Raw genomic sequence first — 18,545 nt, forward strand, 5'->3', positions numbered from 1 at the left:
TTCTGCTATGTTCACTGGCAAAATTAAGAAGAAGGCTTTATATCAACTTTGCTGAAGAGCTCAATTGTCTTTGCTGTAGGGCTCAATTATTTTCTTTTCAATCAGTTAATTGTGAATATTCCCTTCCCTCCAATATGCGTTCCTATTTGTGCATAAGCTTCATTAACATGCCTTAGCGGCTCATGTCAAGATATCGCCTTTTATTAGTGTTACGCCTGTAGAGGCCTTGACGGCTGATTTCTGACATAAAGTGTCAGCCATTTGCCTAATCTGCATGCAAGCATGACCATCAATAGTACACCAATGGTAAAAGCCAGTATTTTAAAAATGGCCCTATCCGTTAAAAGAAGGCTCTGGATGGACATATCCCGGTGTAAGAATAGATGGGACAATCCCATTGCCTGGTCTGCAAAATACCCTTTTGAGGTCAGCATGGAAGATATCTTTGCCAGCTGGCTGTTGTAAAGGTGGTCTATAGGCGTGAAATGATTTAAAAAATTGGTATTATATGATTGGCTATAAAATTGCTGCAAACCATAAAAGCCGGCTGAAGCATTTAGAAGGCCGATAAATCTTGCCACAGCAGCTAAAGTAATGCCGGTAAATCCTGTATAGGAAGGAACGGATTCCAGGGCAAATATTGCCAGGGGGACAAAAAGTCCGCCTGAGGCGGCGCCTTGCAGCAGAACCGGGCCAATAAGAGCTTGAAAAGATAAATCATGGCCAATGATTAGATACATCCAAAAATTAAAAATGAATAAGCAAAGAAACCCACCCAGAAAAAGCAGCCGCATATATTGACGCTTCCGTGTTAAGATATAAGCAGATAAAGCCATAGTCAAGACCATGGCACTTACATTGGCCAGGCCCAGCTGCGCAATGTCCTGATTATTCCAATGGAGAACCATTCCGGTATAACCATAAATTAAATTGATACTGTCCTTTATCCCATAGTAGAAACCGAGAAGGGCCAGTGCGAGGATAAAACGTCGGCTCTTAAATACATGCAAATGAAGATAAGGTCTTTTTAACATACCTTGACGTACGACTAATAAGCATAAACATACCACAGTAGTAATGGTGGCAAAAAGACATTTGTCATTCGACAGCCAATCGTATTTTGGACCATAAATAAAAAGAAAAGCAAAGGCAGAGAATGTAGCTATAGACAATACAAAACTTTGCCAGTCAATTTGATAGAGCGGATATTTTTTGAAAGCCGCTTTGGCTTTTAGGGTTAAGAGTATGACGAGTATGGTTATAGCATTATAGGATATAAGATAGATGTAACTGCATTGCCAAGGCATATTATCTGCTATCCACGCACTAAATAAACCGACAATAACGACACTGGCCAAAACCGAACCATAAAAGATTGTAGACCCGATAACCAGTGCATATTGTTTTTTTAGGTGGCCGAATAGTATGGTTAATGAACGGCCAACGATGGAGCAGGCAATAAATCCAGACAATAATCGCAGAGCTAAAAATATATAAAAATCAGTAGTGATCAGACTCATGAAATTAACAGCAATGGCAACGAGCAAAACGACCAACAGGTATGGCTTCGGCTCAAAATACCTGATTAGTCTAAACTGAATAGGCAGATAGGCCAAAATGCCAACGTAGCTGATTTGAATGCTGAAAGTAACGTCTTCCGGCTCAATACCGAAATAAGACATTACATGATTTTTATTTAATGCAAATATGCCAAATTGGAACAGCCCTGAGAGCATAATGACGACTAATGCCAATATAATGAAAAAGCTTTTTGTATGCAGCCAATCTCTGAAATAGGGGGAATTGTGATGATTCATTTGTTACTTTTTAATGGTGACGCTGGCATTCATACCGACTCTTACTTTACGCAGATCCTTGTCAGTAAAACGTATTTTGACAGGTATACGCTGGGTAATTCTAACGAAGTTCCCCGTAGAATTATCAGCAGGCAATAATGAAAAGCTGGAACCGGTAGCTCCGGATATGGACTCGATGACGCCATGGAATAGATGGTTTGGCAGCCCGTCAATGGAGATGTTTACGGCTTGGCCTATTTGCATGCCAGCCACCTGCGTCTCCTTAAAATTGGCTGTTATCCATTTATTGTCTTCTTGAATGATATTGACCAAAGGCTGCCCGGGTTTTATCTGCATTCCTTCATTGATTTGACGTCTGCCTACCCTGCCATTGTACGGCGCAAGAATGGCGGTGTAAGAAAGATTCAAATGAGCGAATTTTAATTGCGTCTGTTTGTCTTTTATGACCGCTTCCAATATGGCAGATTTAGAGGTAAGTTCGTGGATTTGCGCAAAAGAGGTTGCTAGGGCGTTTTTGCTGGCACTGTAGTCACTATTGGCTATATCATATTTTGCTTTAACCTGTTCATATTGCTGTCCTGTAACTGCTTCTTCGGTCAAAAGTTTTCTATACCGGTCTATGTCCTGTTGCTGTTGCCAGAGCCGTGTTTTAGCCGCGTCAATATGATCCTTGCTGACTTCTGTTCCTGCCCTTGCTGTTTTGATAGCAGCATTGAGCGACGCTAACTGTGCTTCCGCATTATTAAGACCAGCTTCTGCTTCCTTGATTTTTAGTCTGTATTCTCGATCATCAAGTATTAATAACGTATCGCCTTTATTTACAACCTGATTTTCCTCAAACCGGATTGACTGAATATAGCCACCGGCACGTGCTGATACAGGGTTAATATATGCACTTACCTGAGCATCATTTGTCTGCTCGCTAGCGACTCTTTTGGAGAAAAAACTATAAAGGAAGATCGACACGATAACCATTATTGCTATTGTTACAATAGTAATTGAAAAATTCACAACTTTATGATTTGTTTGTTTCATAACTTATTATTTTATTGTAAGTGGATCAAATATTGAATATTGTCCTTAGAGCTTTCCAAGTGTGTAGCCAATTTTATAATACAGTAGCTTGCGGTCCATTTTGGCTTTTACCAGATCATAAGTCGAGGTAACCAATAGCTTATCTGCTTCCAGTAAATCTGTTAGAAGTGCGAGTTGATTGAAATATTTAAGTGAGACAATTTTGAGGTTGACATTAGCCTGTTGTATACTATGTATTGCGACTTGGATCCTTTCGCTGGATTCCTGATATTTTATGTTAAGCGCTTTGAGTTTTTCAGAAAGTTGCTGTTTAAAATTGGCCTTGTCAAGCGCTATGCTCATTAGTTTTATCTGTTCTGCTTTTACTATGTGTTTGTTGTGGAACAACGCAGAAATATCATACCCTGCCCTTATTCCGATAAAACCCACGGAATACCATCTGGCAATCGGTGGCGTGAATAATTGATTCGGGTATTGCAGCCCGTATGCACTGTATAATTGCAGTGACGGGAGGTAATCAGTTTTGGAGAAATGAATTCTGGCTGCCTGCAATTCCATGTTTTTATTGTATCTGCGAATGCCATAGGCATTATTCGTTCCTGAAAACAGATCATCAGCTGTTATGGGCACACCATCGGAAATAATAGCCGGGAAATCTTCTTCGACAGGTATAATAATAGTGCTATCGGGGAGCCCAATTAATATATTCAACTGCTGGTTGGCGATTTTTAAGTCGTTTTGTGCCTGTTTTAGGGACAGCTTACTGGAGGATAACCCCACTTCAGCCCTTAGCAAATCGCTTTTTGTGACGACTTGGTTTTTGTATAACGCCCGAATATTTTTTAGCCTGACGCCGGCCCTGTTGACCTCTTCGAGCAGTACGGTATCTAGCTGGGTTAACAGAATCATATCTAGATAATGAAAAATTGCCTGAAGTGTGATATCGCCTGTTAACTGCTGTGTGCCAAGAATATCCAGATCGCGATGTAGCTCGCTGAAACGAATATTTAATTTTTGTTTCCCTCCGTTGTAAATATTGAATGAAGCCTCTGCTCCCAAAGAGACGCTGTTCTGGTCAGGGTAGCGATCTACGCTGTGGGCGTCTGTCAATCCATCCTCATAAAGTGTAAGCCTGGAAAACCGTTGATAACTGGCCTTTATATTTAAGTGGGGTAAGGTATTATCCTTCGCGGCTTGCAGTAGGGCGGAACTGGCATATATCCTTTGCCGACTGGCCTGAATACTCAGATTTTCATTTTTCAGGCGCTCAATGACAGTTCTCAGTTTGAGTTTTATTCGTTGGGCGGTGTCTGGAGAAACCGGATACTGCTGAGCGTTTAACGTGTTGTTTAATGGATTAAAAATAGCAGTAATAAATATAATTAAAACTATTTTGAGAGAAGCTGGCAGTTTACGAATGCCAAAAAACAAGGCAATGCTTCTCTGCACGCGATAACTTGATTTATGGTTATGCATAATATAAATGATTTGCCTGAACGCTTGTTTTACATTCAGTGGTGTTAAAAAAGTCAGTCCGCTTTTATACGTTGACTAATGACTTGGAACTTATTATGACTTTCAATCGAAAGAAAGCGTTCCAGCTTGCTTGAATGGCGCAACGCCGGATGTACACTATAGAGTAGTTGAAAGTATAATTGAAACTGCTCTCCTGATCGGTATTCTGTCCAGTGCTTATCGATTGTTTCGGTATGGGAGATGGTGGATAATGTCTGCTTGAGAAATCGTAGTATACTGAATTTACAAACTGAATATGGTAAGATGGATAACTCTCTGAAAAACAGTTTCATGAAGTCTTGCTTCCCTGCCTCAAATCTGATCAGGGCATGCGCTATTAATTCTAGATAAGCCAATGTCGATATGTCAGGATCCGCTTTAACAGCGTTTAATCGCTTGTTCAGTTGGGAAAGTCGCCTGGCAAATATGCATTTATATAACCGCTCTTTAGTGCCATAATAGTGATTAATGGCTGCCACATTAACTTGAGCCGCTTCTGCCAGGAGGCGGATAGTAGTCTTCTGATAACCGTAACCGCAAAACTGCTTTTCCGCACAACGCAGTATTTTTCTTTTTGTTTCGTTGGCCTTACTCATTGTTCGTTCATTTATGTTCTATTGGCAAAACTTCAGTTTCATTCCCACAAGGCAAAATTCCAGCTATCCCGGTAGTTATTATCGACGATATCGCCTGTTGTTTCGTCAATCTTTCCTAATTTAGCATCGAGCGATCTGTGATCCCGAAGGCCACCGACCTGGATTCTTTCCTCAAACATAATTCTATGGACCCTCGAAAGCATATACCTCAATATAAACTGGAAAACCTTCAGCATTTTTTTGGCCAGATATCCAGCAAGAGGGACTATTTTTATATTGAAGCATCCGAAAGGATCTTCTTTGATCCGTTGCCTTTTAGAACAGAGACTTATGGATTGGGTTATCTCCAGAAAGGAAGTTTGGTATTGCAGACGGGGCTGGAAAGGGCCGTATTGACAGCGCCGACTGTGTTGGCCATGGGCCCCAGTGTTATCCGTAGCTTTGAGCCGTTCGGTAAGGCTCCTACCCTAAAGGTTATTTTTTTTACTGAGAATTTTTTTACGCAGAATCTGGCCGATGTCTTCTTTTTGAGCAGGTTTAGATATTTTGAGAATAATGAACGTCATGTTTTCGAATTGAATCCACAACAGAATAAACAGTTCCATGCTCAGTTTGAACAAGTGGAACATCTGTTATATCGCAAACATATGCATGAAACAATGATGCTCAGGGGGCACTTGTTGATCCTGATTCACGAATTAGATGGTATTTTTAATCAATTGGAAGCACTGTCTCCCTTTTCCAAGTCGGCTCATCTGAATTTGTTACAGTCCTTTAAGCAGATTCTTGCCAAGGATTTTAAAAAGCAGCATGCGGTAGAGTACTTTGCGGAACGGTTACACGTTACACCCAAATATTTATCAGAATATTTAAAGAAACATACTGGAAAAACAGCAGGTCAATGGATCATTCAGACACTTGTTTTGGAGGCAAAAGTTCTTTTATTACAAAAGGAATTAACGGTCGCAGAAGTGAGTAATGAATTAGAGTTTTCTGATCAGTCTGTATTTGGTAAATTTTTCAAAGTAAACACAGGGTATACACCGTTAGGATTTCGGAAAGCCTACTAGCCTGCAGGATTTTGGCGTATTTATGAAGAATATTTTATCAATTAGTTGTGAGATGTAGGCTGTATTATGGCCTTTCTATTTATATTTATCGTTCAAGCCTTTTCCTTCTTCTATCATCGGTTTTATTTTTTCCAGACGTTTCAGTTTGGTTTGTTCCAGTTTTGCATCATTGATATACATAATGTATTCCTTTTGCTTGCCCGGGGTGAGCATTTCAAATCCGGCCTTCAGCACTTTGTTTTTTTTCAGCTCGTTGAGAAGCAGGCCCGGAATGGGCAATGGCTTAAATTTTTCGGGTTGAATCTTCAGGCCTTTTTTCTCTATTTCTATGGCTTCCTTTATGTAAGCGGAAATTTTCGTTTCGTTAATTTCGCCTTTTGATGTGAAACGCCACTGCCGCAATGATTTGGTTTTTCCCTCCTGTGCGTTGATCAATACCTGGTATTTATCCTTAAGGAAGACGCCATTATAGAACCACAATGTAAAATGATGTTTAAAGCCGCCATAGCTGACCACGTTTCTCCCGTTATAGGTGAAAACCTCTGCCCCCCATTTGATCGTTTTCTCTAAGGGGTGTTTTGAAATAATGATTGCCAATATTTCTAACTCCTCTGTCCATTTTTTGCTATTTTGCATGATAGTTAGTTTGATGAATTAAGACTGTATTTTCTGACAGCCTGGCGGTGTTAAATCTGAAGTACTGGCTTTTATTCCTTTGTTTTATAAGGAATTGTCTGACGGCACGTCTATAACCTGAGATTAGCCTTAGTGCTTTCATAATGAATTCATTTTCATTTGTTTGAGTTTATAAGTTTCTAGCTTTTCCTCAGCGTGGAGATAAATTTCGTAAATTATACGTTATCCGCAAATTTTATAATTGTAGGAAGGCTTTACACATACCTTTTGAAAGTCTTTCTCATATATTGAAGTTGCAGATTTTGTACTTGTAAGAGGAAAATATAAGGGAGCCTAATGGCCAATACTTGGTAGACAATGAGTTCGTTTTGAGCATATATAGCCTGGGCGTCAGTAATAGTGTTTCTAAGAAGTCAAAATGGGAAATATGGAGCAGAAGTCCTAACTTTAAGCTAAATTAATGCGATATGAAATGTCTTTTCTTGGCGCTGATGGCGGTTGGGCTCTCAGCCTGCAATCAGCAAAATGACAATACAGCGTATTTGCAATCTCAGATAGACAGCTTACGGGTAAATAGTTATAAACCTGGATTTGGTGAATTTATGAGTAGTATACAGATCCATCATGATAAACTCTGGTTTGCTGGTCAGAATATGAATTGGGAGCTGGCTGACTTTGAGATGAGTGAAATTAGGGAGAGTTTGGATGATATTAAAAAATATTGTACTGACAGGCCTGAAGCGAATTCTATAGATATGATAGAACAACCCTTGCAAAATTTGGATAACGCTATCTTACATAAGGACAAGGAAGCATTTGTAAAGCACTATAGAGTACTTACGGCTACCTGTAATAGTTGTCATCAAAAAACGGCCCATGGATTTAACGTAATAACTATACCAACCGCTCCTCCGTTTACGAATCAGCTTTTCAAAATGCAAAATGAAAAATAGAATCTTACAAACGTCGCCAGTTCCAACAATGATTCCACGTTTGATTGTTGGTTTAATTTTTCTTTCTGAAGGGGTACAAAAGTTTATTTTGCCCGCAATAGTGGGGGCAGGCCGCTTTGAGAAGATCGGCTTTGTTTCTCCTGAATTTTGGGCCGGCTTCACGGGTATATTTGAGATTTTTTGCGGCATCTTGATCTTGCTGGGCGTATTTACGCGCCTGGCGGTCGTTCCTTTGCTGGTTGTTATGGGGGTCGCGTTCATCAGAACAAAAATTCCAGTTCTGGTGCATAAAGGTTTTTGGGCCATGGCACACGAATACCGGACTGATTTTGCATTGACATTATTGCTTTTATTTTTGCTGTATTTCGGTGGGGGGCGTTTTTCTTTGGATAGAAAGTATTTCGGTGGCAAACCATAATGCTTATCTGGTCTTACCCGGAGCCTTGAAGATTAAGAATGCAGCATGATCCCTTATTGGCGCCTTTTGGAATGGGATAGGATGGTATAAATACGATTGGGAAAATTAAAAAACCGCCTAAATTTTAATATTTAGACGGTTTTAGATCAACTTGAGTCCTACTCTTGCGGTGAGGGCGGGATTCGAACCCGCGGTACAGTTTAACCCGTACGGCAGTTTAGCAAACTACTGATTTCAGCCACTCATCCACCTCACCGGTTTTGCTGAAAACTCCATTCGTTGAATGGGAGGCAAAAGTAATTCGTGGTGATCTTATTTCCAAATTTTATTCGGTAAATTTTTACATCGACGCCAGTTGAACTTTCTGGGTGAGTTCCAGGACATTTTCCTTAAATATACTGTCTGTATCCATCAGATCTTTGACCGTCTGACAGCTATGAATGACTGTCGTATGGTCCCTGCCTCCAAAGTGCTCCCCTATCGTTTTTAGGGAGTTTTTGGTAAAGTTTTTCGACAGATACATAGTGATCTGCCTGGCCTGGACAATTTCTCTTTTTCTGGTTTTCTCAAGCAACCTGTTATATGGCACATCAAAATACTCACAAACCAGCCGCTGAATCGTATCTATGGTTACCTCCTTGTTGCTTGTCTTAATAATGTTTCTAAGTACCCTTTTGGCCAGATCAATGTCAATTTCTCTTTTATTAAGAGACGACTGAGCTAACAGAGAAATTAAGGCTCCCCTCAGTTCGCGGACATTGGTATTGATATTATAGGCGACATACTTGACAACTTCTGGTGACATAACAAGCCCTTCGTCGCGCATTTTCTGTTCAAAGATCTCAATTCTGGTCTCATAATCCGGCACTTGAATGTCGGCACTCAATCCCCAGCGGAAACGGCTCAGCAATCTGTCCTGTAGTCCGTCCAGATCTTTCGGGGATTTATCAGAGGTCAAAATCAGCTGTTTGCCGCTCTGCTGCAGGTGATTGAAAATCGCAAAAAAGGCATCCTGGCTCTTTTCAGCCCGATTAAAAAACTGAACATCATCAATCATTAATACATCTACCAATTGATAGAAATTAATAAAATCATTAATTTGATTATTACGACTGTGGTATTGAAACTGATTGATAAACTTCTCACTACTTACATATAAAACGACTTTATTGTGATGCAGCCGTTTTACTTCATTACCGATAGCGTGCAATAAATGAGTTTTCCCCAAACCGGAGCCTCCATAAATAAACAAAGGATTGAATGAATTATTGCCCGGTTTTTCTGCAACGGTTTTACCTGCCCTTCTGGCAACCCTGTTACAGTCTCCTTCCACAAACTTATCAAAAGTGTCCTCGCTGTTTAGCTGAGGATCGATCTGCATTTTTTTGATACCCGGAATTGCAAACGGATTCAGCTCGCTATTGCGGTTGATGCGCATGGGCAATTCAAGGGTATTGGATACATCTGACTTGGTTTGTGTAGAAGCCAGGTCCATATGTCCTCTACCGTTTGTATTGCCACTATCGATCATGATACGGTATTCCAGTTTTGCGTCCTTCCCCAACTGTCTTTTCAGCGTTTTAGCCAGTAATGTAACATAATGTTGCTCTAGGTATTCATAGAAGAAATTGCTGGGCACCTGAATCAACAAAATATTCCCTTTAAGCTCAATAGGAACAATCGGCTCAAACCAAGTTTTAAAGTGCTGCCATTCGACAATATCCTTGATGATATCAAGACAGTTCGCCCAAACAGATTCTGCCGTTTTATTCATAGTTACTTAAAAGTATTTATATGTTATTACCAATTTTAAGGGGGTAGAGGATTACAGAAATTCCTGCACAATCATCGTATCTTATTCCCGTAATTGTGTACGAAAGTGGGACAATAATGTTGAAAAAAAAAGTTTTTATTTTTAATTTTTTTGTGCATAGAATATTAATTAAATTCCTTCCAAATAAATTATTGATAAATTCGATTTTTCCCTTATCGGACGGGACTTCTACTCTACTTTTCTCTCTATTTTAATCAAAGTATAAATTTTGTTCATGCAAATTTTACAGGTAGATTAATTTCCCTCTTTTCACACCTCTGTTCGCGTCCTTGCTGCCGGTTTTCTGTCTGGCACCTCTTTCCGTTTGAATACTCTGACGGATGCAATTCTCATACCTATTTGCCCGCCGTACAAAAAATTACCAATGTCGACAACTTGCCGACCCGTTTGTGTAAGGAGAGTCGTCTATGTGACTATGCTTACACAAACGGGTATCTGGTAAATAGCGATAAAAAAGTATTAAAAAAATCCAGATGCAGAATCACTTCTCTGGCGCACATTTATTCTGGATGTTCTGCATCTTGCCATTTGCAAAGGGCAATCATGAATCGCTTTTTGCATCAACAGGGTCCACATTCGTGCCTGGCTCTCGTTAGGTCTTCTTATATTTAAAACAGCTGGCATTTTCTGGTGTTTCTAGTCTCTGTTATGTTTAAAGATAATCCAATTTAGGCCGATATAAATGCAGCTAACAAGATACGATTATTTTTTATAATTGATCAAAGCTTTTTCCATTTCTGTAAAAACTTTTTCTTTTAACGCAGCTACCTGCTTCAGGTCATAACCCGTGATGTCAATTTCCGGTAAATATAAAGTGCGACACTTTCCGGGAGACATCCTAAAAAGGCTCTTTTGCGGGATTCTGTTAGCAGTATCCAGAAATAAAATTGGTTTGATGGCTGTCTGGGTTTCAATGGCCATTTTAAAGGCGCCGTCATAAAAACGGGCCAGCGGTTGTTGAGTTTCATTAAAGCCCCCCTCCGGGAATATAAATATAGAGATTCCTTCTTTAAGAACCTTTCTTAAACGGAGCATGCTCGCCACTTTACTTTGTATAGAGTCTCGGTGGACAGAGACCACTGCAGCCCTATAGATAATGCCAAAGAGCGGTATTTTGGATAGTTCCGCTTTACCCAATACGCGAACTGGTTGATGCATGCAACGCATGAGTTGCGGGATATCCAAATAGGAACTGTGATTGGCCACAAATATATAGGGCTTTTTTTTGTCATGTGTTCCTAAATACGATTCCTTATAACGGAATCCCAGCAGTGTATACCACAATATTGCCCATACTTTACAGGCTCCGTAAATTAATATACCTCCTTTGCGATTATCTAATAAGGCAGTGATTAAGGCAAAAGGAATGACAAACAGCATTAACAGGCTAAACATTAACATGGCATAGACCGTGTATAAAATCTGCAAAATCCTGATGAGTCCCTTCATTTAAAATTTGATTAATTTACCGCCGTTTCCGTATATCTTTGAGCGGTTAAAAATAGTACTTTCCGGTAGAATTAGTGAAGCCATAAGCTTAAATTAATTTGTCTTTTCTGATAATTGCAGGAACTTTGCCTCTACTCCATAACGAAAGAAAAGAGACGACCAGATGAAAATGCAGAAAGCCTCAAGTAAAATAGTTATCATCCTATTATTTGCGCTCTGTTTTGCAAATGGCCCTTACGAAGTGTTGGCACAGGATACGACCCAACAGATTGTGCCAGGCAGAGCTAACAAACTCAATCAACAGGCAAAACCCTATGTGGTCTTGATCTCGATAGATGGTTTCCGATGGGATCTGGCGGATAAGTATAATGCCAGTTTTCTAAAAAAAATGCGTGCCAAGGGGGTTCAGGCCCGTTCTATGAGGCCTGGTTATCCCAGCCTTACTTTCCCCAACCACTATGCAATTATAACAGGCCTTTATCCTGCCCATCATGGTCTGGTAGATAACTATTTTTATGACCCTCATAGAAGTGCTAGTTATAAGGTCAGTGATAAAAGAGCAGTAGCCGATGGGAGCTGGTATGGTGGAGAACCATTATGGGTATTAGCAGAGAAAGCCGGCATGCTGACCGCGAGCTTTTACTGGGTGGGTTCTGAAGCTGCCATTGACGGAGTTCGCCCTACCTATTATTATAATTACAATGAGAAGATCCCTATTGAGCGAAGGATCAGTACTGTGAAAAGCTGGCTGGAACTGCCAGAGGCAAAAAGACCCCATCTGCTTACTTTTTACCTTCCGGAAGTAGATCATATGGAACATCTCTATGGCGTAGATTCTAAGCAAACGGCTGAGGCGGTCGCTTTTGTAGACAGTAGTATCCGGCAACTTTATGACAGCCTTATGACTACCAGACTGCCGATTAATTTTATTGTATTATCGGACCACGGGTTTGCCAATTTGGATTCTAATAAGTATCTCGGTGTTCCCAAATTAGATACGGGGCATTATCTGATACGTGGCGGAAGCGCATTGGTTCATATATATGCGAAAGATAAAACTGCCAAGAAAAGTTTAAACAAGCTCTATAAACAGTTAAAATCCAGTGCAGATCATTATAAGGTGTTTAAAGCGAGCAAAACACCGCCAAGCTGGCATTATCGATCTAAAGGCAATACTGCTGGCAGAATAGGCGATATCCTTTTGGTACCTTATCCCCCCTATTCCTTCTATTTTGGTGGTAGAAAACTTCTTGGAGCTCATGGGTTCGATAATCGTCTGCAGGATATGCAGGCTACTTTTTATGCGTGGGGACCTGCCTTTAAGCAGCATTTTAAAATCGGGAACTTTCCCAATGTAGCAGTCTACCCTATGATCGCAAAAATATTAGGCTTATCCATCCGGCACAAAATTGATGGCAAAGAAAAGACGTTAGCGCCGATCTTGCAAAAACAGCTAAGACAGGTCGAGTAGGCTGGTCAAATAGTAACTGCATGTTGCTTTTTTATCAAACCGGGCCTTCTATTGTTCTTGACATAGAGAAAATAGAAAGCCCGATTCAAATATAATCATATTTCGGCGGAGCCTAAATCCGACTGAGGGGTTACCCCATATTGTGGAAAACCTTATTCACGTCATCATCTTGCTCCAGCCTGTCGATCAACTTGCTGATATCTTCTGCCTGCTCATCTGTTACCGGAACGGTGACCGTTGGAATCCATTCAGTCTCGGCGCTCAGTGGCGTTATATTTTTATCTTCCAGGCCTTTTTGCAGATTGCCAAAATCGACAAATGCACAACGAAGCACCAGAATAGGCTTTTCATGATCATCCACAGAGTCTCCCATTTCCTCAAGCCCTGCATCAATAAGTTCTAATTCCAGTTCATCAGGATCCAGGCCTTCAGGATTTAGTTTAAATACCCCCATCTTCTTAAACTGGAAACTAACTGAACCATGCGTACCCAATGATCCACCTCCCTTATTAAAGTGGGAACGGACATTGGCGACAGTTCTTGTATTATTATTGGTTGCCGTTTCTACCAGAATCGCTACTCCATGGGGCGCATACCCTTCATACAGATGTTCTTCATAATTTTCTGTATCGTTGCCTAATGCTTTTTTGATCGCCGCCTCTACTCTGTCTTTCGGCATATTGACACTCTTAGCATTCTGTATGCAGCGCCTGAGTGCTGCATTTGTTTCAGGGCTTCCGCCACCTGCCTTAACGGCTATATTAATTTCCTTGCCTATGCGCGTAAACTGCTTGGACATTTTGTCCCACCTGGCAAACATGGTCGCTTTTCTGACTTCAAAAATTCTACCCATAAATTTAAATTGATGCGCAAAAATAACGGTTATTATTGAATTTTGAAAGCCTTGATGGCGCAGTTATTGAGGAAATCAGGCAAAATATTTGAGGATTTGGAGTAACTTCGTCATCTGTTTATTAAATTAAGAAAAGAAAGAACTACGTGGACATTATCAGGAAATTGCCGGACAACATTGCCAATCAGATCGCTGCAGGCGAAGTGATTCAGAGACCGGCCAGTGCGGTAAAGGAGTTAATGGAGAATGCGATAGATGCCGGGGCGACCCAAGTACACCTGGTGATCCAGGATGCGGGCAAAGCATTGGTACAGGTCATCGATAATGGCAAGGGCATGAGCGAGGCAGATGCCGTTTTATCGTTGCAGCGCCATGCCACCAGCAAGATCCAGAAAATAGAGGACCTCTTTGAGATAAAGACCATGGGATTCAGGGGTGAGGCATTGGCTTCTATCGCGGCGGTGGCCGAGGTAGAAATAAAAACCCGGCAGGGTGACCAGGAATTGGGTGTTTTTATCGAAGCCTCTCATAGCTCTATTCAAAAAAAGGAACCTTGTGCATCGCCCCAAGGAACGAGCTTTAGCATGAAAAACCTGTTTTTCAATGTACCTGCCAGAAGGAATTTCCTCAAGAGCAATGCAGCGGAACTCCGGCATATTATTGAAGAATTTACTCGCGTGGCTCTGGCCTTCCCGGATATTTTCTTTTCCCTGACCAGTAACGGACAGGAAATGTTTCATCTTGATATTGGTCCTTTAAAAGCTCGCATTGTCCAGTTGCTGGGGAGTAACTTAAAGTCCCAGCTGGTCAGTGTCAATGATGAAACGGATTATATTAATATCCATGGGTTTATCGGTAAGCCCGAAGTTTCCAAGAAAACCAGGGGGGATCAGTATTTCTTTGTCAACAATCGGTTTATCAAAAGTGCTTATCTGAATCACGCCATTACTACTGCCTTTAATGAATTGATTCCTAAAGAGAACTATCCGTTATATGTACTTTTTATTGATATAGATCCGACACAGGTAGATATTAATGTCCATCCGACAAAACAGGAGATTAAATTTGAAGATGAGAAGATTATATATGCGTTTGTCAAGGCGGCGATCAAGCATTCTCTGGTGCAGTCCAGTGTAGCGCCTTCGCTGGACTTTTCCCTCAATGCTGAGATTCAACGCCTGGATGCGATCAACAAGCCTTTTAACGAGCAAAATAAAGAAGCAGCATCTGCCGGTGATTTGTACAAAACTTTTACCCAGAAAAATCAGGCGCATTTTATTGACGGCTCCGATAAGGGAGCTTTAAAAAATTGGCAGGACTTCTATAAACCCGCTAAAGCGGGTTCAAATGAAAATTCCGGTATCGAGAAAACGAATCTGGATACAGAAGCCAAAAGAATCGCTGATTTTCTGCAGTCAAACCCGGATCACGACACCGAAAGCCATATACCTGACACACCCTCCCGTAGTATAGATGATCGCCAAGACAATAAAAGTATGGGTGATTTAGACTGGAACCTGCATCTGGATCAGACAGAAGAGGGTTACCGGTTGCCGGAAGATCCGGACGGCTTTTACTCCTTGCCTACTGACCTGCCGGCGTCGGGATTTGCAGCAAAAAATACAAATGATGGAACTGGTGGTGATAATGACATAGATTACGGCCCCGTTAGTGAAGCTAGCCTTGATTATTTTGCGCTGGCAGGCGGGGGGACCGGTTTCGGCCTGGGAGTGTCGAAGCCCCAGAAAACGATAGAATTGCAGGAAGGAGCTCCTTTATTACAAATTCAGCAAACGTATATCATTGCGCCTACCTCAAGGGGTTATGTGCTGGTACACCAACAGCTGGCCCACGAGCGGATTCTGTATGAGCAATTTAGCAAGAGGTTACATAAAAGTTCAGGTGCTTCTCAGAAGCTATTGATACCCAGTGAATTGAATATATCTACTTCGGATGGCATTTTATTGGAAGAATTGAAAGATACTATTCAGACCCTGGGTTATTACATAGAAAAGGGGGACGATCAAAAATATGCGGTGATAGCTGTACCCGCCGATATGCCAAGTGGCGGGGAAGGCCGGGCTATCGAATTGTTACTGGAGCAGTTCAAGCATTTTAATAGTGAAATCCGCTTTTCCAAAAAAGAAAAAGTTATCCGCTGTATGGCCAGACAGCAAGCAGTGAAGGCTGGAAAATTGCTGACCCAGCCAGAGATGCTCCGGTTGGTGGAAGATCTTTTCGCCTGTGATATTTCTGCGCTGACTGCTGCCGGTGACAGCCCCACGTATATAGAATTCAAGGAAGATTATCTGGATGGTTTATTTGGTCTGGGCAAATAACATCCCGACAGTCTAGTATTTATATTTGTCTTTCCATAATTCTTTCAGATACTTTCTGAGTTCATTCTCCCTGGGCGTCTGTCCAGGTTCATAGAATTTTGTACCGGCAATCCTCTCAGGGAGATATTCTTGCCCCGCAAAGTGCCCTTCATAATCATGGGCATACTGATAATCCTTGCCATAGCCCATGGACTTCATTAGCTTTGTGGGCGCATTACGCAAATGAAGCGGCACCGGGAGGTCGCCGCTTTGTTGGACTGCGCGCTGCGCCTCGCCGATGGCCAGATAACTGGCGTTGCTTTTAGGGCAGCTGGCTAAATAGGTAACACATTGGGATAAGATAATTCTGGATTCGGGATAGCCAATCTTATGCACCGCATCAAAAGTAGACGTGGCGAGCAGTAATGCATTGGGATTTGCATTGCCGATATCTTCGCTGGCGAAAATCACGAGTCTGCGGGCGATGAACTTTACATCTTCCCCTCCCTCAATCATGCGGGCCAACCAATATACCGCTGCATTGGGATCACTTCCCCGCATGCTTTTGATAAATGCCGAGATAATATCATAATGTTGCTCCCCTTTTTTATCGTATAAAGCTACTTTCTGATGAGCTACCTGCAAAACTGCCTCGTCGGTCACGGTAATCTTTTTCTGCCCCTGATTCACCAGATTCTGTACCGTCAGCTCGAGTAAGTTCAATATTTTACGTCCATCACCACCGGATATTCTGATCAGGGCTTCGATGTCCTTTAACTCAACGTTCAGGCCCGATAACCAGTTGTCTTTTGAAAGTGAAAGTTCCAGTAATTCTCTTAATTCATTTTTATCCAACGATTTAAGATTATATACTTGGCACCGGCTGAGCAATGCTGCGTTCACCTCAAAAGACGGATTTTCCGTTGTCGCACCGATAAGTGTAATTGTTCCTTTCTCAACCGCTCCCAGTAAAGCATCTTGTTGGCTTTTATTAAAGCGGTGGATCTCGTCAATAAAGAGAATAGCTCCGACTTGTTTTTTGGCCAGGTCAAGAATCTCACGGATATCTTTCACCCCACTGCTGATGGCACTGAGTTCATAAAAAGGAGCCTGGATAGATGCGGCAATAATATGGGCGATGGTCGTTTTGCCGACACCGGGAGGTCCCCATAGTATCATGGAAGGAACACGGCCACTTTCTATGGCCTTCTGTAAGATAGAGTTTTCCTGGGTCAGGTGCTTCTGCCCCACCAGATCTTTCAACGAGGAAGGGCGCATACGCTCTGCCAGAGGTGTCATCGTGCTTGCCATAATACAAAAGTAACTAAACTGCAGGGTATTTAGGCTTTTTTCGGGTGGTGGATAGTGTCAAAGTTTGTAACTTTGGTGCCTATTAAAATGATGATATGGAGTTAAGTAAGTTATATCAGAAAGCGCTGGGGCTGGAAAGCTTAACAGTAGAGGAAGGTGTATATCTTTATCACCATGCGCCCTTAGCCGAGCTGATGCAGGTGGCCGATATTCTACGTAAAAAACAAGTGCCTCATGGAAAGGTCACCTGGCAGATAGACCGAAATGTCAATACCACTAATGTTTGTATCGCCAACTGTAAATTCTGTAATTTTTTCCGGGTACCCGGCCATAAGGATGCCTACATAACGGATATGGCAACTTACCGAAAGAAGATTACTGAAACGCTGCGACTTGGTGGTGATCAGTTACTGTTACAGGGCGGACATCATCCGGATCTGGGTCTGCAATTTTATATTGATACCTTTAGCGCGATCAAAAATGAATTTCCGCAGATCAAATTACATACACTAGGCCCCCCTGAAGTTGCCCATATATGTAAACTCGAAGGTATGAGTCACCGTGATGTCCTGGCTGCTTTAAAAGATGCTGGCATGGATTCCCTACCTGGTGCAGGCGCAGAAATACTGATTGATCGGGTACGCCGGTTAATCAGTAAAGGTAAGTGTGGTTCTGATGAGTGGCTGGAGATCATGCGTCAGGCACATCAGCTGCATATTACGACTAGTGCCACAATGATGTTCGGTCATGTAGAAACCATTGAAGAAAGGTTTATTCATCTGGTGAAAATAAGGGAAGTTCAGGCGCAAAAACCAGCAGATGCCCATGGCTTCCTGGCTTTTATTCCCTGGACCTTTCAGGATGTGGATACGCTACTGACAAGAATTCGCGGCGTACATAACCTAACGACCGCTGATGAATATATCCGTATGATTGCTCTGTCCAGAATCATGCTGCCGAATATCAAAAATATTCAGGCCAGCTGGCTGACAGTTGGCAAGGCTACTGCACAGGTTTGCCTCCATGGTGGTGCCAATGATTTTGGAAGTATTATGATCGAGGAAAATGTTGTGAGCGCTGCCGGTGCACCGCATCGCTTTACCTATAAAACCATACAGGAAGCTATTAGAGCGGCGGGGTTTGAACCGCAGTTGCGCAATCAACAATATGGATGGCGGGAGATTCCGGAAACAATTGAGGAGCAGCTAATCAATTATTAAAACAAGACAACTGCTGCTAGCCTGCGGCGAAGAAGCAAAACAAGCGACC

16 protein-coding genes and 1 tRNA gene are annotated in these 18,545 nt (G+C 41.8%); 6 read left to right on the forward strand and 11 right to left on the reverse strand.

All coding sequences use genetic code 11. The features are described 5' to 3' along the window. Window positions 1-209: 209 nt before the first annotated feature. The 5 genes from K9M52_RS16810 to K9M52_RS16830 are packed head-to-tail and all read right to left on the reverse strand — an operon-like array spanning window position 210 to window position 5,142. Window positions 210-1,817 (reverse strand): MFS transporter, encoded by a 1,608-nt coding sequence (locus K9M52_RS16810; protein WP_224069598.1) that lies wholly within the window; start codon window positions 1,815-1,817, stop codon window positions 210-212. Between the two features lie 3 nt (window positions 1,818-1,820). Next, window positions 1,821-2,852: an HlyD family secretion protein gene (locus K9M52_RS16815; protein ID WP_224069599.1), complete on the reverse strand. Its 1,032-nt coding sequence runs from the start codon at window positions 2,850-2,852 to the stop codon at window positions 1,821-1,823. A 45-nt stretch (window positions 2,853-2,897) separates the two neighbouring features. Further along, the gene (locus tag K9M52_RS16820; RefSeq protein WP_224069600.1) at window positions 2,898-4,328 is read right to left on the reverse strand and encodes a TolC family protein; all 1,431 of its coding nucleotides are present in this window, start codon (window positions 4,326-4,328) and stop codon (window positions 2,898-2,900) included. 53 nt (window positions 4,329-4,381) lie between these two features. Next, entirely contained in the window at window positions 4,382-4,963 is a 582-nt protein-coding gene (locus K9M52_RS16825) for a TetR/AcrR family transcriptional regulator (protein ID WP_224069601.1), read from the reverse strand. A 38-nt stretch (window positions 4,964-5,001) separates the two neighbouring features. After that, window positions 5,002-5,142 carry a hypothetical protein gene (locus tag K9M52_RS16830; protein ID WP_224069602.1) on the reverse strand — a complete coding sequence of 47 codons (141 nt, stop codon included), beginning with the start codon at window positions 5,140-5,142 and terminating at the stop codon, window positions 5,002-5,004. A gap of 6 nt (window positions 5,143-5,148) precedes the next feature. Between K9M52_RS16830 and K9M52_RS16835 the strand changes: the two genes are divergently transcribed. Then, the gene (locus K9M52_RS16835) at window positions 5,149-6,033 is read left to right on the forward strand and encodes a helix-turn-helix domain-containing protein (protein ID WP_224069603.1); all 885 of its coding nucleotides are present in this window, start codon (window positions 5,149-5,151) and stop codon (window positions 6,031-6,033) included. A 75-nt stretch (window positions 6,034-6,108) separates the two neighbouring features. Here K9M52_RS16835 and K9M52_RS16840 read toward each other — a convergent pair whose 3' ends face one another. Then, on the reverse strand, window positions 6,109-6,669 hold the full coding sequence (locus K9M52_RS16840) for a YdeI/OmpD-associated family protein (protein WP_224069604.1): 561 nt from the start codon (window positions 6,667-6,669) through the stop codon (window positions 6,109-6,111). A gap of 467 nt (window positions 6,670-7,136) precedes the next feature. Here K9M52_RS16840 and K9M52_RS16845 point away from each other — a divergent pair, with 467 nt between their 5' ends. After that, the gene (locus tag K9M52_RS16845) at window positions 7,137-7,622 is read left to right on the forward strand and encodes a hypothetical protein (protein WP_224069605.1); all 486 of its coding nucleotides are present in this window, start codon (window positions 7,137-7,139) and stop codon (window positions 7,620-7,622) included. Further along, complete coding sequence (locus K9M52_RS16850; RefSeq protein ID WP_224069606.1) at window positions 7,612-8,040, forward strand: DoxX family protein; 429 nt, start codon at window positions 7,612-7,614, stop codon at window positions 8,038-8,040. The genes K9M52_RS16845 and K9M52_RS16850 overlap by 11 nt, the downstream gene beginning before the upstream one ends. Before the next feature lie 167 nt (window positions 8,041-8,207). Here the strand turns inward: K9M52_RS16850 and K9M52_RS16855 are convergent. The 3 genes from K9M52_RS16855 to K9M52_RS16865 form a co-directional block, all read right to left on the reverse strand. After that, window positions 8,208-8,296: transfer RNA gene (locus tag K9M52_RS16855), tRNA-Ser, on the reverse strand. A gap of 84 nt (window positions 8,297-8,380) precedes the next feature. Then, complete coding sequence (gene dnaA / locus K9M52_RS16860; RefSeq protein WP_224069607.1) at window positions 8,381-9,814, reverse strand: chromosomal replication initiator protein DnaA; 1,434 nt, start codon at window positions 9,812-9,814, stop codon at window positions 8,381-8,383. 762 nt (window positions 9,815-10,576) lie between these two features. Beyond that, on the reverse strand, window positions 10,577-11,323 hold the full coding sequence (locus K9M52_RS16865; protein WP_224069608.1) for a lysophospholipid acyltransferase family protein: 747 nt from the start codon (window positions 11,321-11,323) through the stop codon (window positions 10,577-10,579). A gap of 163 nt (window positions 11,324-11,486) precedes the next feature. Between K9M52_RS16865 and K9M52_RS16870 the strand changes: the two genes are divergently transcribed. After that, the gene (locus K9M52_RS16870; protein WP_224069609.1) at window positions 11,487-12,794 is read left to right on the forward strand and encodes an alkaline phosphatase family protein; all 1,308 of its coding nucleotides are present in this window, start codon (window positions 11,487-11,489) and stop codon (window positions 12,792-12,794) included. A 130-nt stretch (window positions 12,795-12,924) separates the two neighbouring features. On the opposite strand, the gene K9M52_RS16875 is transcribed toward K9M52_RS16870, so the two are convergent. Further along, a complete protein-coding gene (locus tag K9M52_RS16875; protein ID WP_224069610.1) occupies window positions 12,925-13,647 on the reverse strand; it encodes a YebC/PmpR family DNA-binding transcriptional regulator in 723 nt (240 codons plus the stop codon). A gap of 146 nt (window positions 13,648-13,793) precedes the next feature. Here K9M52_RS16875 and mutL point away from each other — a divergent pair, with 146 nt between their 5' ends. After that, window positions 13,794-15,986: a DNA mismatch repair endonuclease MutL gene (mutL, locus tag K9M52_RS16880; RefSeq protein WP_224069611.1), complete on the forward strand. Its 2,193-nt coding sequence runs from the start codon at window positions 13,794-13,796 to the stop codon at window positions 15,984-15,986. Window positions 15,987-15,998: 12 nt separating this feature from the next. Here the strand turns inward: mutL and K9M52_RS16885 are convergent, their stop codons facing one another. Further along, window positions 15,999-17,276 carry a replication-associated recombination protein A gene (locus K9M52_RS16885; RefSeq protein WP_224069612.1) on the reverse strand — a complete coding sequence of 426 codons (1,278 nt, stop codon included), beginning with the start codon at window positions 17,274-17,276 and terminating at the stop codon, window positions 15,999-16,001. A gap of 95 nt (window positions 17,277-17,371) precedes the next feature. Between K9M52_RS16885 and mqnC the strand changes: the two genes are divergently transcribed. Next, window positions 17,372-18,496 carry a cyclic dehypoxanthinyl futalosine synthase gene (gene mqnC / locus K9M52_RS16890; RefSeq protein WP_224069613.1) on the forward strand — a complete coding sequence of 375 codons (1,125 nt, stop codon included), beginning with the start codon at window positions 17,372-17,374 and terminating at the stop codon, window positions 18,494-18,496. Window positions 18,497-18,545 lie beyond the last annotated feature (49 nt).

The organism is Arachidicoccus terrestris (assembly GCF_020042345.1).
GTDB lineage: Bacteria > Bacteroidota > Bacteroidia > Chitinophagales > Chitinophagaceae > Arachidicoccus > Arachidicoccus terrestris.

Bases quoted from the DNA above. Each gene is read 5' to 3' on its own strand.
- K9M52_RS16830 (WP_224069602.1), bottom strand. From the start codon at position 5,142: ATGTTTGAGGAAAGAATCCAGGTCGGTGGCCTTCGGGATCACAGATCG.
- K9M52_RS16865 (WP_224069608.1), bottom strand. From the start codon at position 11,323: ATGAAGGGACTCATCAGGATTTTGCAGATTTTATACACGGTCTATGCC.
- K9M52_RS16885 (WP_224069612.1), bottom strand. From the start codon at position 17,276: ATGGCAAGCACGATGACACCTCTGGCAGAGCGTATGCGCCCTTCCTCG.
- mqnC (WP_224069613.1), top strand. From the start codon at position 17,372: ATGGAGTTAAGTAAGTTATATCAGAAAGCGCTGGGGCTGGAAAGCTTA.
- K9M52_RS16850 (WP_224069606.1), top strand. From the start codon at position 7,612: ATGAAAAATAGAATCTTACAAACGTCGCCAGTTCCAACAATGATTCCA.
- K9M52_RS16815 (WP_224069599.1), bottom strand. From the start codon at position 2,852: ATGAAACAAACAAATCATAAAGTTGTGAATTTTTCAATTACTATTGTA.
- K9M52_RS16810 (WP_224069598.1), bottom strand. From the start codon at position 1,817: ATGAATCATCACAATTCCCCCTATTTCAGAGATTGGCTGCATACAAAA.
- K9M52_RS16870 (WP_224069609.1), top strand. From the start codon at position 11,487: ATGAAAATGCAGAAAGCCTCAAGTAAAATAGTTATCATCCTATTATTT.
- K9M52_RS16820 (WP_224069600.1), bottom strand. From the start codon at position 4,328: ATGCATAACCATAAATCAAGTTATCGCGTGCAGAGAAGCATTGCCTTG.
- K9M52_RS16840 (WP_224069604.1), bottom strand. From the start codon at position 6,669: ATGCAAAATAGCAAAAAATGGACAGAGGAGTTAGAAATATTGGCAATC.
- K9M52_RS16845 (WP_224069605.1), top strand. From the start codon at position 7,137: ATGAAATGTCTTTTCTTGGCGCTGATGGCGGTTGGGCTCTCAGCCTGC.
- K9M52_RS16835 (WP_224069603.1), top strand. From the start codon at position 5,149: ATGGACCCTCGAAAGCATATACCTCAATATAAACTGGAAAACCTTCAG.
- dnaA (WP_224069607.1), bottom strand. From the start codon at position 9,814: ATGAATAAAACGGCAGAATCTGTTTGGGCGAACTGTCTTGATATCATC.
- K9M52_RS16825 (WP_224069601.1), bottom strand. From the start codon at position 4,963: ATGAGTAAGGCCAACGAAACAAAAAGAAAAATACTGCGTTGTGCGGAA.
- K9M52_RS16875 (WP_224069610.1), bottom strand. From the start codon at position 13,647: ATGGGTAGAATTTTTGAAGTCAGAAAAGCGACCATGTTTGCCAGGTGG.